We start from the raw sequence: 14,975 nt of genomic DNA, 5'->3' as shown, positions 1-14,975 counted from the left end.
CTGGAAATCAGGAATCCATGGCAGATTATAGAGAGAACCGCTTTCCGCTCCCCGCCTCATCCGCCCCCATCCCTGGCGCCCCCATTCCCGGCGCCCCCATTCCCAGCGCCATAGACGGCGGCGCTCCGCCCGGGCTGTAAGTATGGCCGCCTTGGCGGTATAATCCGGGAATTACGCGCCGTCCCGGCGGCCCCGAACGGGACGCCCGAAGGCACGGGACGCGGCGCACAAGACACGATGGAGTGAACGGTAGGGAATAGCGGTGTTTGCGGACTACTTCGCCATTCTGCTGTTTATCACGGTCGCCCTGGCCATGGGTTGCGCCATGCTGGCGGTGGGCTGCTTCGCAGGGCCGCGCCGCGGGGACGCCGAGAAGCAGTCCCCCTACGAATGCGGCTTCGAGGCCTTCGAGGACGCGCGCATCCCCTTCGACGTGCGTTATTACCTGGTGGCCATCGTCTTTATCATCTTCGACCTGGAGTTCGCATTCTTCTTCCCCTGGGCGGTCACCCTGAGGGAACTGGGCGCGCCGGCCCTGGCGGCGATGCTGCTGTTCCTGGCGGTGCTGCTGGTGGGCTTCATCTACGAGTGGCGCAAGGGGGCGCTGGAATGGGAATAATGGCAACAACGGCGGCGCCGCCGGCAACGCTGGCGGCGGCAGCGGCGACCGTCGGCGACAAGGGGTACGTCACGACCACGCTGGATAACGTGGTCAACTGGGCGCGCACCGGCTCGCTCTGGCCGATGACTTTCGGGCTGGCCTGCTGCGCGGTGGAGATGATGCATGCGGGGGCGGCACGCTACGACCTGGACCGCTTCGGGGTCATCTTCCGCCCCAGCCCCCGCCAGTCCGACGTGATGATCGTCGCGGGCACTCTGGTAAACAAAATGGCGCCCGCCCTGCGCAAGGTATATGACCAGATGTCGGAACCGCGCTGGGTGATCTCGATGGGTTCCTGCGCCAACGGCGGCGGCTATTACCATTATTCCTACTCCGTGGTCCGCGGCTGCGACCGGATCGTGCCGGTGGACGTTTACGTGCCCGGCTGCCCGCCGACGGCAGAGGCCCTGCTGTTCGGGATCATCCAACTGCAAAAGAAGATCCGGCGCACCCATACCGTCTCCCACGCAGTCTCCCCCTGAACCGGCAACGCGCCGCGTGAACGAGCGACTACAATTGGCGGAGCGGCTGCGGTTGCGGGCCGGCGATTTGCTGCGCGACTGCCGGCAGGGCGAGGATATGGCCGTCGCCGTGTGCGAGCCCGCGGCGCTGTTGCCGCTGTGCAAGCTCCTGCGCGACGACCCGGAATTCGCATTCGAGCAGCTGTCCGACCTCTGCGGGGTGGACTACGCCGCCTACGGCGACGTCGAATGGGAGACGACGGGCAGCACCCGCACCGGCTTCAGCCGGGGAGTGAGTCCCGACGCGCGCCAGGGACCGGCCCCGGCAGGGCCGCGCTTCGCGGTGGTCTATCACCTGCTCTCGCTGCGCCGCAACCGGCGCCTGCGCCTGCGCTGCCCGCTGGCGGAAGAGCCGCCGCGAGTGAACTCCGTGACTCCGGTCTGGAGTTCGGCCAACTGGTACGAGCGCGAGGCATTCGACCTGTTCGGGATTCTCTTCGAGGGCCATCCCGACCTGCGCCGGCTGCTGACCGACTACGGGTTCTGCGGCCACCCCTTCCGCAAGGATTTCCCGCTGGTCGGGCACGTGGAGGTGCGCTACGACCCGGACCGGGGGCGGGTGGTGCAGGAACCGGTCACCATCGAGAACCGGGTGCTGGTGCCGCGCGTGATCCGCGACGAGGGGCGCCACCGGCGCCCCGAGCCGCCGCCGGGATAAGCGGGTGCCGGAGATCCGCAACATGACCATGAACTTCGGGCCGCAACACCCGGCGGCGCACGGCGTGTTGCGGCTGGTGCTGGAGATGGACGGCGAGGTCATCGCGCGTGCCGATCCGCACATCGGGCTGCTGCACCGGGCTACGGAAAAGCTGGCCGAGAGCAAGCCCTACAACCAGAGCATCGGCTACATGGACCGCCTGGACTACATCTCCATGATGTGCAACGAACATGCCTACGTGCTCGCCATCGAGAGGCTGCTGGGGATCGCGCCGCCGCCGCGGGCGCAGTACATCCGGGTCTTGTTCGACGAGATCACGCGCATCCTGAACCACCTGATGTGGCTCGGGGCGCACGGCCTGGACATCGGCGCCATGACCATCTTTCTGTACTGCTTCCGGGAACGGGAAGACCTGATGGACTGCTACGAGGCAGTGTCCGGAACCCGTATGCACGCCACCTATTACCGCCCGGGCGGCGTCTATCGCGACCTCCCGGAGACCATGCCCCATTACCGGCCCTCGCCGCTGCGTAGCGAGCGGGCAACGGCCCGCATGAACGAGGCGCGCCAGGGGTCGCTGCTGGACTTCCTGGAGGATTTCAGCGACCGCTTCCCCAAATGCGTAGATGAATACGAGACCCTGCTGACCGACAACCGCATCTGGAAACAGCGCACGGTGAACATCGGCGTGGTCGCGCCGGAGCGGGCTTTGCAACTGGGCTTTACCGGGCCGATGTTGCGCGGCTCCGGCGTGGAGTGGGACCTGCGCAAGAAGCAGCCCTACGAGAGCTACGAGCAGCTTGACTTCCAGATCCCCGTGGGCGCCAACGGCGACTGCTACGACCGCTATCTGGTGCGCGTCGCGGAGATGCGCCAGTCGAACCGGATCGTCCGGCAGTGCGTGGATTGGCTGCGGCAAAACCCGGGGCCGGTGATGGTCGAGGACCGCAAGCTGGCGCCGCCGCCGCGCGCGGAGATGAAGGGCGACATGGAGGCGCTGATCCACCACTTCAAGCTGTTCACGGAAGGCTATTGCGTACCGGAGGGCGAGACCTACGCGGCGGTAGAGCACCCCAAGGGCGAGTTCGGCATCTACCTGGTCTCGGACGGCGCCAACAAACCCTACCGGCTGAAGATCCGTGCCGCCGGGTTCGCCCATCTGGCGGCCATTGACGAGATGGTGCGGGGGCACATGCTGGCCGACGTGGTGGCCATGATCGGCACCCAGGACATCGTCTTCGGAGAGATTGACCGGTGACGGACGGGACCGGGGACCGGGCCGGGGGCGAGACGGGAACCGGGGCCGGGAACGGCGGCCGGGCGGTACTGAGCGAAGCCACCCGCGGGGAGATTGACCGCTGGCTGCGCAAATACCCGCCGGAGGGCAGACGTTCGGCGGCGCTGGCCGCGCTGCACGCGGCGCAAAAACAAAACGGCGGCTACCTGACGCGGGAAACGATGGATGCCGTGGCCGACTACCTGGGGCTGCGCCCCATCGAGATCTACGAGCTGGCGACCTTCTATTCCATGTTCGAGACCCAGCCGGTGGGGCGCCACAGCATTTCGGTATGCACCAACATATCCTGTATGCTGTGCGGGGCCGGGGAGATCGTCCGCCATATCGAACGCAGCCTGGGCATCCGCACCGGCGAATCCACCCCGGACGGACGCATCTACCTGAAGCGCGAGGAGGAGTGCCTGGCCGCCTGTTGCGGGGCGCCGATGATGACCGTGGACCACAAATATTACGAGAACCTCACCGCCGAAAAGGTGGACGAGATCCTGCGGCAACTGGACTGAGGCGGGACGGGCAACGGAGAGGATCGGAGCGATGTCGTCACTCAACCGGATCTGCTACCGCACACTGGAATTCGACTCCCCCTGGACGCTGGAGAATTACCGCAAGGTAGGCGGCTACGAGGCCTGGAGCCGCATCCTGCGCGAGCGGACGCCCCCGGAAAAGATCGTAGAAGAGGTGAAGGCGTCGGGCCTGCGCGGCCGCGGCGGCGCAGGTTTTCCGGCGGGGCTGAAATGGAGCTTCATGCTGCCCGAAGCGGCGCCCAAGTACGTAGTCTGCAATTCCGACGAGAGCGAACCCGGCACCTGCAAGGACCGCGATATCCTGCGCTTCAACCCGCACGCGCTCATCGAGGGCATGGCGATCGCCTGCTACGCCATGGGCGCCGAGGTGGGCTACAACTACATCCGCGGCGAGTTTATGGACGAACCCTACCGGCGCTTCGAGGACGCCCTGGCCGAGGCCTACGAGGCGGGCTACCTGGGGCCGCGCCCGCTGGGCTGCCAGACGCCCGTGGAGATCCGTTCCAGCCTGGGCGCGGGGGCTTATATCTGCGGCGAGGAGACGGGGCTGCTGGAATCCCTGGAGGGCAAACAGGGCATGCCGCGCTTCAAGCCGCCGTTCCCGGCCCAGCACGGACTGTACGGCCGCCCCACGACCGTCAACAACACGGAGACCTTCGCCTCGGTGCCGACGATCCTGCGCGACGGGGGGAAGCGTTTCGCCGCTATCGGGGTCGAGGGCAGCGGCGGCCCCAAGTGTTTTTCCGTCAGCGGTCACGTCAACCGTCCGGGCAACTTCGAGGTGCCGCTGGGCACGCCCTTCCGGGAGTTGCTGGAGCTGGCCGGCGGCGTGCGCCAAGGGCGGCGCCTGAAGGCGGTGATCCCCGGCGGCTCTTCGGTGCCGGTCGTGCGCGGCGAACGCATGATGGAGACGAACATGGATTACGACTCGCTGGTCAAGGCCGGTTCGATGCTCGGCTCGGGCGCCGTGATCGTGATGGACGAAAGCACCTGCATGGTGCGGGTGCTGCGACGGATCGCGCGGTTCTACTACGCGGAGTCCTGCGGCCAGTGCACTCCCTGCCGGGAGGGCACGGGCTGGCTGTACCGGATGCTGACCCGGATCCTCGACGGCCGGGCGCGGCGCGAAGACCTGGAAAAACTGGACGACGTGGCCAGCAAGATCGAGGGGCGCACCATCTGCGCCCTGGGCGACGCGGCGGCCTGGCCGGTGCGCAGCTTCCTGCGCGAGTTCCGGCAAGAGTTCGAGACCATGATCGAACGCGGCGGCGCCGCGGGGGAAGACGCCGCGGCGGCGGCCTGAGCCGGTGACCGACAAGGATAAAGAAGTCCGTTTCGAGGTGGACGGCCGCACGCTGCGGGCGCCGGCGGGCAGCATGTTGATCCGCGCCACCGACCGGGAAGGCATCTACATACCGCGCTTCTGCTACCACCCGCAACTCTCGGTGGCGGCGAACTGCCGCATGTGCCTGGTGGAAGTGGAAAACGCGCCCAAGCCGCTGCCCGCCTGCGCTACGCCGGTCGCCGAGGGGATGAAAATCCGCACTCGTTCCCCCCTGGCCCTGGAGGCGCAGAAATCGGTGATGGAGTTCCTGTTGATCAACCATCCTCTGGACTGCCCGATCTGCGACCAGGGCGGGGAATGCGAATTGCAGGATCTGGCGATGAGCTTCGGCCGCGACGTATCCCGCTACCAGGAGCGCAAGCGCGTGGTGCAAGACCAAGACATCGGCCCGCTGGTGCAAACGGACATGACCCGCTGCATCCACTGCACGCGCTGCGTCCGTTTCGGCGAGGAGATCGCCGGGCTGCGCGAACTCGGCACCCTGGGGCGGGGCGAAGACCTGGAGATCGGCGTCTATGTAGAGCGCAGCATGGCCTCGGAGCTGTCCGGCAACGTGATCGATCTGTGCCCGGTGGGGGCACTGACCTCCAAGCCGTTCCGCTTTCGCGCCCGCACCTGGGAGATGCGCCAACACCCCTCCGTCGCCCCGCACGACGCCGTGGGTTCCAACCTGCAGCTGCATGTGCACGGCGGGCGCGTCCTGCGGGTCGTGCCGGCCGAAAACGACGCGATCAACGAAGTCTGGCTGTCGGACCGGGACCGCTTCAGCTACGAGGGACTGTACAGCAAGGACCGCCTGCGGCGCCCGGCGACGCGCACGGGCGAGAGCCTGGAGGAAAGCGACTGGGAACCGGCCCTGGATTTCGTCGCGCAACGGCTGCGGCGGCTGCTGGAACAGCACGGCCCCGACTGCCTGGGCGTCCTGGTCTCGCCGTCGGCCACCGTCGAGGAACACTACCTGGCGCAACGGCTGGCGCGGGGACTGGGCGCCCCGCACATTGACCACCGGCTGCGTCAGCGCGACTTCCGCCGCCAGGACGAGGCGCCGCAGTTTCCCTGGCTGGGCCGGTCCATCGCCGAACTGGAGCGGTTGGAGGCTGTGCTGATCGTCGGCGGCGACCCCCGCCGGGAGCAACCGCTGGTCAATCACCGCCTGGGCAAGGCGGCGCGGCGCGGCGCGGCAATAATGGCCATCAACCCCGTGGACTACGCTTTCAATTACGGCCTGGCGGCGCGGCTCGCCGTGACGCCGGGAGAGATGCCGGCAACGCTGGGCGCCGTCCTCGGGGCGGCCCTGAGCTGCGGCAAGCCCCCGGGCCAATCCATGCCGCGGGAACAGGCGCGGGAGACCGCCTCCTGCCTGCGGGGGCTGGCGCCGGAGGCGGCGCACCGGCGAATCGCCGAGGCGCTGTGCTCCCATGGCCGCACGGCGGTAGTGCTGGGCGAGTCCGCCCTGGCGCACCCGGAGTTCTCGCTGTTGCAGACGCTGGCCGGCCTGCTCTGCGCCGCCAGCGGCAGCTCGCTGGGCTATCTGCCGCCCGGCGCAAATGCCGCCGGCGCCTGCCTGGCCGGCACCCTGCCGCACCGCGGCCCGATGGGGCAGCCGGCCGCCAACACAGGATTGGCGGCGCACGCGATGCTGGAGCGGCAACTGCGGGGATACCTGCTGCTGGGAGTGGAACCGGAACTGGATTGCTGGGACGGGCGCCAGGCTTTGCAGGCACTGCGGAAGGCGGAACTGGTTGTCTGCATGAGCTCATGGTGCAACGCCGCCATGAAGGAATACGCCCATGCCGTACTGCCGGTCGCGCAATTCGCCGAGACTTCCGGAACCTTCGTCAATCTGGAGGGCGCCGCGCAATCTTTCGCCGCCGCCGTGCCGCCGCCCGGCGAAGCCCGCCCGGCCTGGAAGGTGCTGCGCATGCTGGGCGCGATGCTGGAGCTTTCCGGATTCGAGCACCGCTCCCGCGAGGACGTCTTCCGCGAGCTGCAACCGGCCCTGGCCGACATGCGGCCGGACAACCGCGCGAACTGGCGCCTGCAGGAGCCCGTCATCCCGCCGGCCGGCCCTGAATTACAGCGTTGCGGAGAGGTCTCCATGTACGCCGTGGACCCGCTGGTGCGCCGGGCGACATCGCTGCAGGCGGCCGCCGGCGAGAGCGCCGTGCGCATCCATCCCGCGCTCGCCGAACGGCTGGCGCTGGGGGCGCAAGTGCGGGTGCGCCAGGGCGGGAACGAGCTGGTACTGCCGCTACGGTTGGATGCCCGGATCCCGGAGCGCTGCATACACATCCCCGGCGGCTGGGAAGCCGCCCTGCCCCTGGGCGGCCGGTACGGCGAAGTGCAGCTCGCCCAGGCGTAAAGGGACGCAGCGCGGGCGGACACGAAACCATGGAGTATCTTCGCGGCCAGGCGCAATCGTTGCTCAATCTCCTGCTGCCGGAGCCAATGACCGCGGGCGCCCTGATCCTGGCGGAGACGCTGGCCAAGATCTGCCTGTTGCTGGCCCCCCTGATGCTGTGCGTAGCCTACCTGACCTACGCCGAGCGCAAATTGATCGGCTACATCCAGTGCCGCCTGGGACCCAACCGCGTGGGGCCTGGCGGCTGGCTACAGCCCGTTGCGGACGCGATGAAGCTGCTGCTCAAGGAGGTGATCCTGCCGCGGGGCGCGAACCGGACCTTGTTTCTGGCCGCGCCGATCCTGTCGCTGGCGCCCTCGCTGGCCGCCTGGGCCGTGATCCCCTTCGGCGACGAACTGGTACTGGCCGATATAAACGCCGGCCTGCTGTACGTATTGGCGCTGACTTCGCTGGCCGTTTACGGGGTGATCATCGCCGGCTGGGCCTCCAACTCCAAATACGCCTTCCTGGGCGCCATGCGCGCGGCGGCGCAGATCGTTGCCTACGAGATCGCAATGGGCTTCGCCCTGGTGGGGGTGCTGATCGCGGCCGGCGACCTCAATCTGGGGGCCATCGTGCGCGCCCAGGAGGGCAGCCTGCTGCACTGGTTCTGGCTGCCGCTGCTGCCGCTGACGCTGGTGTATTTTATCGCCGGCGTGGCCGAGACCAATCGCGCGCCCTTCGATGTGGTCGAGGGAGAATCGGAGATCGTGGCCGGCGTACACGTCGAGTACAGCGGCATGGCCTTCTCGATCTTTTTCATGGCCGAGTACGCCAACATGCTTCTGATCTCGGCGCTTTGCGCCCTGATGTTCTTCGGCGGCTGGCTGTCCCCGTTCCAGGGCATCCCGCTGCTGGAGCCGGTCTTCGCCTGGGTGCCCGGACTGGCCTGGCTGATGCTCAAGACCTCCTGCTTCCTGTTCCTGTTCCTCTGGCTGCGGGCCACCTTCCCGCGCTACCGCTACGACCAGATCATGCGCCTGGGCTGGAAAGTGTTCATCCCCATCACGATCGTCTGGCTGGTACTGGCCGCGGCGCTGACCGTTGCCGGGATGCCGCCCTGGTTCGACTGATGCGCGAGTCAACATCCGCATTCCGCGCGTTGGGCAGATTCCTGGACGGCATGCTGCTCGCCGAGTTGATCAAGGGGCTGCGCCTGACCGGGCGGCACCTGTTCAGCCGCAAGATCACCGTGCAGTATCCCGAAGAGAAGACGCCGCAGTCGCCGCGCTTTCGCGGACTGCACGCCCTGCGGCGCTACCCCAACGGAGAGGAGCGCTGCATCGCCTGCAAACTGTGCGAGGCGGTCTGCCCGGCCGTGGCAATCACGATCGAATCGCAACAGCGCGCGGACGGGACGCGGCGCACGAGCCGCTACGATATAGACCTGACCAAGTGCATATTCTGCGGCTTCTGCGAAGAATCCTGCCCGGTGGACTCCATCGTGGAGACCCGGTTCTTCGAATACCACGGCGAGCAGCGGGGCGACCTGCTGATGACCAAGGAAAAGCTGCTGGCGGTGGGTCAGGATCTGGAAGATCAGATCGCCGCCGACCGGGCGGCGGACGCCGCGTACCGGTAATGGGCGGCGCGGCAATGGGCGGCGCGGCCGGCAGCGGCATCGAGGCGGCGGTATTCTTCCTGTTCGCGGGGCTGCTGCTGGGCGCGGCGCTGATGGTGATCACGCTGCGCAATCCCGTGTATGCGGCACTGTGCCTGGTGCTGGCATTCTTTTCCAGTTCCGCCCTGTGGCTGCTGCTGTACGCCGAGTTCCTGGCGATCCTGCTGATCCTGATCTATGTGGGGGCGGTGATGGTGCTGTTCCTGTTCGTCGTGATGATGCTGGACATCAACCTGGCGCCGTTGCGCGAGGGCTTCGCCCGCTACTTGCCGATCGGCGGCGCGGTGGCCGTGGCCATGGCCGGCTGCATGATCTGGCTGCTGCACAAGGCCCTGGAAACGGCGGCCCCGGTCGGGGAACAGACGGCCCCGTACGGCGTCAAGGCCCTGGGCCGGCTGCTGTTCACGGAGTACCTCTATCCCTTCGAGCTGGCCGGCGCGCTGCTGCTGGTCGCCATCGTCGCCGCCATCGCTATGACCCAGCGCGGGCAACGGGCGCGGAAGATCCAGGACCCCGCCGCCCAGGTGCAAGTACAGCCGCGGGAGCGGGTGCGCCTGGTGGATATGGAGGCGGATTCGTGAGCGCCGCGCCCGGGCTGTTCCACTACATGACGCTGGCCGCCGTGCTGTTCTGCATCGCCGTAGCGGGGATCTTCATCAACCGCAAGAACATGATCGTGCTGCTGATGTGCATTGAGGTGATGCTGCTCGCCGTGAACCTCAACTTCATCGCCCTGGCGCACTTCCTCGACGACCTGCAGGGACAGATCTTCGTGCTGTTCATCCTCACGGTGGCGGCGGCGGAGACCGCCATCGGACTGGCGATCCTGATGACGATCTTCCGGCGCCACCGCACCATTAACGTCGAGAAGATCGACGCCCTGCGGGGCTGACAAGCGGGCAGGCCGTGAAGCTGCTGTGCCTTGCCATCGTGCTCCTGCCGCTGTTGGGCGCAACCGTCGTCGGTCTGGCCGGCGACCGCCTGCGCCAGGAGTGGAGCCACTGGATCACCATCCCCTGCGTCGGCCTGTCCTGCCTGCTCAGCGCCGTCGCGTACAAGCGCATCGTCTTCGACGGCGCCCCGGTCTTCAACGAGGCGGTTTATACCTGGCTGGAAAGCGGCGACCTGCGGCTGGAGATCGGGTTCCTGGTGGATCCGCTGTCGGTGACCCTGATGACGGTGGTGACTTTCGTTTCCTGCATGATTCACATCTATACCGTCGGCTACATGCGCGACGACCCCGGCTACCGGCGCTTCTTCAGTTACATCTCCCTGTTCACTTTTGCCATGCTGATGCTGGTCATGGCGAACAACTTCCTGCAACTGTTCTTCGGCTGGGAGGCCGTGGGCCTGGTCTCCTATCTGCTGATCGGCTTCTGGTTCCAGCGGGAGTCGGCCATCGCCGCCAACCTCAAGGCGTTCCTGGTCAACCGGGTCGGCGATTTCGGCTTCCTGCTGGGCATCGCCGCGGTGCTGGCCCTGTTCGGCAGCCTGGATTACGCCCAGGTCTTCGCCGGGGCGCCCTACCAGGGAGAGGCCACCGTAGAGTTCCTGGGAATGGAGTGGTCGCTGCTGACCACCATCTGCGTCTGCCTATTCGTCGGCGCCATGGGCAAGTCGGCGCAGATGCCGCTGCACGTGTGGCTGCCGGACTCCATGGAGGGGCCAACGCCGATCTCGGCCCTGATCCACGCCGCCACCATGGTGACCGCGGGGATCTTCATGGTGGCGAGGATGTCGCCGCTCTACGAGATGTCCGAGACGGCGCTCAGCCTGGTCCTGGTCGTGGGCGCGCTGACCGCGCTGCTGACCGGGCTGCTGGGCATCGTGCAACACGATATCAAGCGCGTGATCGCCTATTCCACGCTGTCGCAACTCGGTTACATGACCGTCGCCCTGGGCGCTTCCGCCTACGCGGCGGCCATCTTCCATCTGGTTACCCACGCCTTCTTCAAGGCCCTGCTGTTCCTCGCCGCGGGCTCGGTGATCGTGGCGCTGCACCACGAACAGGACATGCGCCGGATGGGCGGCCTCTACCGGCACATGCCGATTACCTGGTTCGCCATGCTGGCCGGCGCGCTGGCCCTGATCGGGCTGCCGGGCACTTCCGGGTTTTACTCCAAGGACGCCATTATCGAGGCAGTGCGCTACTGCACGCTGCCCGGGGCCGGCTTCGCGGGTTTTGCCGTAACCGCCGGGGTGGCGGTCACGGCCATATATACGTTCCGCATGTTCTTCCTCACTTTCCACGGACGGAGGCGGCCGTCGCCGGAGGCAAGCCGGTCAGTGCAGGAAAGCCCCCGGACGATCACCGTCCCGTTACTGGTGCTTGCCGTGCCTTCGCTGGTCGTAGGCATTCCCCTGATCGAGCCCATGCTGTTCGGCGATTACTTCCGCGACTCCATCCAGGTCTTCCCGGAACACGACACGCTGGCGCAGGTCGGCGAAAATTTCCACGGCATCTGGAGCTTCGCCGCCCATGCTCTGACAACGCCGCCTGTGTTTCTCGCCGCGGCGAGCGTGCTGGCCGCCTGGTATTGCTACCTGCGCCGTCCGCAGCTGCCGGCCATGCTGGCGCGGGGCGCCCAGTGGCCTTACCGGGCGCTGGTGCGCAAATACGGCTTCGACGAACTCTACCAGGCACTGTTCGCCCGCGGCGCCCAGGGCGCGGCGCAGTTCCTCTGGCGCCGGGGGGACGTGGCATTGATTGACGGCTTCCTCGTCAACGGCGCCGCCAGCGCGGTGCGCCGCCTTGCGAGCGCGGCGCGCAGGGTGCAGACCGGCTACCTGTACCACTACGCATTTACGATGATCGTCGGATTGTTGCTGCTGCTCGGCTTCACGGGCTACGGTCTGCTGTGAGCCCGCGGGGCGATACGGAAAAACGCGGATGCACGTCCCCATTCTGAGCGTTTTGATCTGGCTGCCCATCGCCGTCGGCGTCGCCATGCCGTTACTGGAGCGACGGGCGGGACGGGCGGCGCTGTTCCCGGCTGCCCTTGCCATTGCGCTGGCGGTCTTCCTGCTCTCGCTGTCCTTGTACATCGGCTTCGAGGACGACACTGCCGCCATGCAGTTCGTAGAACGCGCCGCCTGGATTCCTGCCGTAGGCATAGACTATCACCTGGGCGTGGACGGCATCTCGATGCCGCTGATCCTGCTCACTACCTTCACCACGCTGCTGGTCGCCCTCCATGCCTGGAATAACGTCGCCCGGCAGCCGGCGCAGTATTTCGCCGCATTCCTGATCCTGGAAGGGCTGATGATCGGCGTGTTCGCGGCGCTGGACGCCATCCTGTTTTACGTATTCTGGGAAGCCATGCTGATCCCGATGTTCGTCATTATCGGCATCTGGGGCGGGGAACGGCGAATCTACGCCACCATCAAGTTCTTCCTGTACACCTTCCTGGGCTCGGTATTCATGCTGGTCGCCCTGCTCTACTTGCACCTGCAGGCCGACAGCTTCCAGATCCTGGACTTCCACCGATTGCCCCTGGGGCAGACGGCGCAAACGCTGCTCTTTATCGCGTTCTTCCTGGCCTTTGCGGTGAAGATCCCCATGTGGCCGGTGCATACCTGGCTGCCGGACGCGCATGTAGAGGCGCCGACCGGCGGCTCGGTAATCCTGGCGGCAATCCTGCTGAAAATGGGCGGCTACGGCTTCCTGCGCTTCAGCCTGCCCATCGCCCCGGATGCCAGCGCCATGCTGGTCTGGCCGATGATCGGCCTCTCCCTGGTAGCCGTCGTCTATATCGGCTTCGTCGCCCTGGCCCAGCAGGACATGAAGAAATTGATCGCCTACTCCTCGATCGCCCACATGGGCTTCGCCACCCTGGGCTTCTTCGTGGGTTTCGCCAGCGCGGCGCACGGCACGCGCGCGCATGCCCTGCTGGGCCTGGAAGGCGGACTGATGCAGATGATCTCGCACGGCTTCATCTCGGCGGCGCTGTTCCTCTGCGTCGGCATCATGTACGAGCGCCTGCACAGCAGGCAGATCCAGGACTACGGCGGAGTGGCCAATACCATGCCGCGCTTCGCCGCCTACTTGATGCTGTTCGCCCTGGCCAACGTAGGGCTGCCGGGCACGTCCGGTTTCGTCGGCGAGTTCCTGGTGATCCTGGCCAGTTTCCAGGCCAGGCTGTGGATCGCCTTTCTCGCTGCCACCACCCTGATCCTCGGCGCCGCCTACACCTTGTGGATGTACAAACGGGTAATCTTCGGCAAGGTCGGGAACGCGCGGGTCGCGGCGCTCCAGGACATCGGGCTGCGGGAACAGGCGATGCTGGCCGCCGCCGCCGCTGCGGTACTGCTGTTCGGGCTCTGGCCGGCGCCGCTGTTCGAGGTCATGGATCCCACCATGCGGCAGCTGCTGGATCACGTGTTGCAAGGCAAGGGCGGGTAGGCGGCCATGAGCGCACTTGCCGCGGACATGCTGCTGGCCGCGCCCGAACTGTTCCTGCTGGCCGCGGGCTGCCTGACTTTGATGGCGGCAACCCCCCCAACTCCCGCGTACCGGGAGCTGCCCCGCCTGCTGGCGGTCGCCACGACGGCGATCCTGCTGATCCTGCTCCTGGCGTTGCACCCGAAAGAAACGCACTACGCCTTCCACGGCGGATTCGTCAGCGACTTGACCAGCACGTTGCTGAAATTCTGCATGGCGCTCGCCGCTCTGTGCGCCTTCGGCTACTCGGGGGAATACCTGAAAGAACACGATCTCAATCAGCGCGAACACTATGTGCTGGGCCTGTTCGCCCTGTTGGGCGGGCTGGTGCTCGCATCGGCGCGCAGCTTTCTGACTCTGTACCTGGGCCTGGAACTGCTGTCTTTGTCGCTGTACGCCATGATCGCCATCCACCGCAACTCGGCAACGGGGGTGGAGGCGGCCATGAAATACTTCGTACTGGGCGCCCTGGCCTCCGGGATGCTGCTCTACGGCATATCCATGCTGTACGGCGCCACCGGGGAACTGCAACTGGACCGCGTGGCAGCGGCCATCGGCGCCTCGGACTCGCCCTCCCTAATCCACTTCGGCCTGAGTTTTATTGTCGTAGGGATCGCCTTCAAGCTCGGCGTCGCCCCGTTCCACATGTGGGTCCCGGACGTATATCAGGGCGCCCCTACCCCGGTCACGCTGTTCGTCGCCAGCATGCCCAAGCTGGCCGCATTCGCCCTGGCGGCCCGCGTCCTGTTCGACGGGCTGGCCGGGGCGGTAGAACAGTGGGCGGGGATGCTGGCGCTACTGGCGCTGCTGTCCATGGCCATCGGCAACGTGGTGGCCATCGCGCAGTCCAATATCAAGCGCATGCTCGGCTATTCTACCGTCGCGCACATGGGCTTCCTGCTGCTTGGCCTGCTCGCCGCCCGGCCAGAGGGCCTGGCGGGCGCGATGTTCTACGCGATCGCCTACACCCTGATGAGCCTCGGCGCCTTCGGTCTCATCACGCTGATGAGCCGCGACGGCGCCGAAATCGAGGAACTGAGCGACCTGGCCGGCTTGGCGGCACAGCGCCCCTGGCAGGCGCTGATCATGATGGTGCTGATGTTTTCCATGGCCGGCGTACCGCCCTTTGTGGGCTTTTGGGCCAAGTGGTTCGTCATTCGGGAGGCGATTGACGCCGGCTATGTCTGGCTGGCCGTCGCGGCCGTCGTCTGCGCCATTATCGGCGCCTACTACTACCTGCGCATCATCCGACTCATGTACTTCGAGCCGCCCGCAAAACTGTTCCGGCCCGAATTGCCGCCGGGGCCGCGGGTGGCAATCGGCGCCAACGGCCTGGCGATCCTGGCGCTGGGCCTGTTCCCCAGCGCGTTGATGGCCCTGTGCCTGCAAGCCATGGCGCCCTGAAAACCCCTGAATAACTCCTAAACCCCCTAAAACGCCCCTGTAAAAGCCCCTGTAAAAGCCCCCTCCGGGAGGCTCATGCGCTGAGGCAGAGCCGCTTCCGGG

Annotated in this window: 14 protein-coding genes; all 14 read left to right on the top strand. The window is 66.6% G+C overall.

Annotated elements, in window-relative coordinates:
- The first annotated feature begins 313 nt into the window (after window positions 1-313).
- The 14 genes from ndhC (at window position 314) to nuoN (ending at window position 14,873) form a co-directional block, all read left to right on the top strand.
- Window positions 314-619 (top strand): NADH-quinone oxidoreductase subunit A, encoded by a 306-nt coding sequence (gene ndhC / locus OXU43_01715; GenBank protein ID MDD9823889.1) that lies wholly within the window; start codon window positions 314-316, stop codon window positions 617-619.
- Window positions 619-1,143 carry an NADH-quinone oxidoreductase subunit B gene (locus OXU43_01710; GenBank protein MDD9823888.1) on the top strand — a complete coding sequence of 175 codons (525 nt, stop codon included), beginning with the start codon at window positions 619-621 and terminating at the stop codon, window positions 1,141-1,143. The genes ndhC and OXU43_01710 overlap by 1 nt, the downstream gene beginning before the upstream one ends.
- A gap of 16 nt (window positions 1,144-1,159) precedes the next feature.
- Window positions 1,160-1,840, top strand: coding sequence for an NADH-quinone oxidoreductase subunit C (locus OXU43_01705; protein ID MDD9823887.1), 681 nt, complete (start codon window positions 1,160-1,162; stop codon window positions 1,838-1,840).
- 4 nt (window positions 1,841-1,844) lie between these two features.
- A complete protein-coding gene (locus tag OXU43_01700; protein ID MDD9823886.1) occupies window positions 1,845-3,098 on the top strand; it encodes an NADH-quinone oxidoreductase subunit D in 1,254 nt (417 codons plus the stop codon).
- A gap of 68 nt (window positions 3,099-3,166) precedes the next feature.
- Window positions 3,167-3,640: an NADH-quinone oxidoreductase subunit NuoE gene (gene nuoE, locus OXU43_01695; GenBank protein ID MDD9823885.1), complete on the top strand. Its 474-nt coding sequence runs from the start codon at window positions 3,167-3,169 to the stop codon at window positions 3,638-3,640.
- Window positions 3,641-3,671: 31 nt separating this feature from the next.
- A complete protein-coding gene (gene nuoF, locus OXU43_01690; protein ID MDD9823884.1) occupies window positions 3,672-4,964 on the top strand; it encodes an NADH-quinone oxidoreductase subunit NuoF in 1,293 nt (430 codons plus the stop codon).
- A 4-nt stretch (window positions 4,965-4,968) separates the two neighbouring features.
- Complete coding sequence (gene nuoG, locus OXU43_01685) at window positions 4,969-7,368, top strand: NADH-quinone oxidoreductase subunit NuoG (GenBank protein MDD9823883.1); 2,400 nt, start codon at window positions 4,969-4,971, stop codon at window positions 7,366-7,368.
- 86 nt (window positions 7,369-7,454) lie between these two features.
- Window positions 7,455-8,480 (top strand): NADH-quinone oxidoreductase subunit NuoH, encoded by a 1,026-nt coding sequence (nuoH, locus tag OXU43_01680; GenBank protein MDD9823882.1) that lies wholly within the window; start codon window positions 7,455-7,457, stop codon window positions 8,478-8,480.
- Window positions 8,480-8,989, top strand: coding sequence for an NADH-quinone oxidoreductase subunit NuoI (gene nuoI, locus OXU43_01675; protein MDD9823881.1), 510 nt, complete (start codon window positions 8,480-8,482; stop codon window positions 8,987-8,989). The genes nuoH and nuoI overlap by 1 nt, the downstream gene beginning before the upstream one ends.
- A 14-nt stretch (window positions 8,990-9,003) precedes the next feature.
- The gene (locus OXU43_01670) at window positions 9,004-9,609 is read left to right on the top strand and encodes an NADH-quinone oxidoreductase subunit J (GenBank protein MDD9823880.1); all 606 of its coding nucleotides are present in this window, start codon (window positions 9,004-9,006) and stop codon (window positions 9,607-9,609) included.
- A complete protein-coding gene (gene nuoK, locus OXU43_01665) occupies window positions 9,606-9,920 on the top strand; it encodes an NADH-quinone oxidoreductase subunit NuoK (protein MDD9823879.1) in 315 nt (104 codons plus the stop codon). Before OXU43_01670 ends, nuoK begins: the two co-directional genes overlap by 4 nt.
- A 14-nt stretch (window positions 9,921-9,934) precedes the next feature.
- Window positions 9,935-11,890, top strand: coding sequence for an NADH-quinone oxidoreductase subunit L (nuoL, locus tag OXU43_01660; protein MDD9823878.1), 1,956 nt, complete (start codon window positions 9,935-9,937; stop codon window positions 11,888-11,890).
- Window positions 11,891-11,918: 28 nt separating this feature from the next.
- Window positions 11,919-13,430 carry an NADH-quinone oxidoreductase subunit M gene (locus OXU43_01655; GenBank protein MDD9823877.1) on the top strand — a complete coding sequence of 504 codons (1,512 nt, stop codon included), beginning with the start codon at window positions 11,919-11,921 and terminating at the stop codon, window positions 13,428-13,430.
- Between the two features lie 6 nt (window positions 13,431-13,436).
- The gene (gene nuoN / locus OXU43_01650) at window positions 13,437-14,873 is read left to right on the top strand and encodes an NADH-quinone oxidoreductase subunit NuoN (protein ID MDD9823876.1); all 1,437 of its coding nucleotides are present in this window, start codon (window positions 13,437-13,439) and stop codon (window positions 14,871-14,873) included.
- Window positions 14,874-14,975 lie beyond the last annotated feature (102 nt).

The organism is Gammaproteobacteria bacterium, assembly GCA_028817255.1.
Classification (GTDB): domain Bacteria; phylum Pseudomonadota; class Gammaproteobacteria; order Porifericomitales; family Porifericomitaceae; genus Porifericomes; species Porifericomes azotivorans.
This window is presented reverse-complemented; position numbering and strand designations above follow the sequence as displayed.

Coding starts and splice junctions, on each gene's coding strand:
- ndhC (MDD9823889.1), top strand. CDS start 314: ATGGGTTGCGCCATGCTGGCGGTGGGCTGCTTCGCAGGGCCGCGCCGC.
- OXU43_01710 (MDD9823888.1), top strand. CDS start 619: ATGGCAACAACGGCGGCGCCGCCGGCAACGCTGGCGGCGGCAGCGGCG.
- nuoF (MDD9823884.1), top strand. CDS start 3,672: ATGTCGTCACTCAACCGGATCTGCTACCGCACACTGGAATTCGACTCC.
- nuoH (MDD9823882.1), top strand. CDS start 7,455: ATGACCGCGGGCGCCCTGATCCTGGCGGAGACGCTGGCCAAGATCTGC.
- nuoI (MDD9823881.1), top strand. CDS start 8,480: ATGCGCGAGTCAACATCCGCATTCCGCGCGTTGGGCAGATTCCTGGAC.
- OXU43_01670 (MDD9823880.1), top strand. CDS start 9,004: ATGGGCGGCGCGGCCGGCAGCGGCATCGAGGCGGCGGTATTCTTCCTG.
- OXU43_01655 (MDD9823877.1), top strand. CDS start 11,919: ATGCACGTCCCCATTCTGAGCGTTTTGATCTGGCTGCCCATCGCCGTC.
- nuoN (MDD9823876.1), top strand. CDS start 13,437: ATGAGCGCACTTGCCGCGGACATGCTGCTGGCCGCGCCCGAACTGTTC.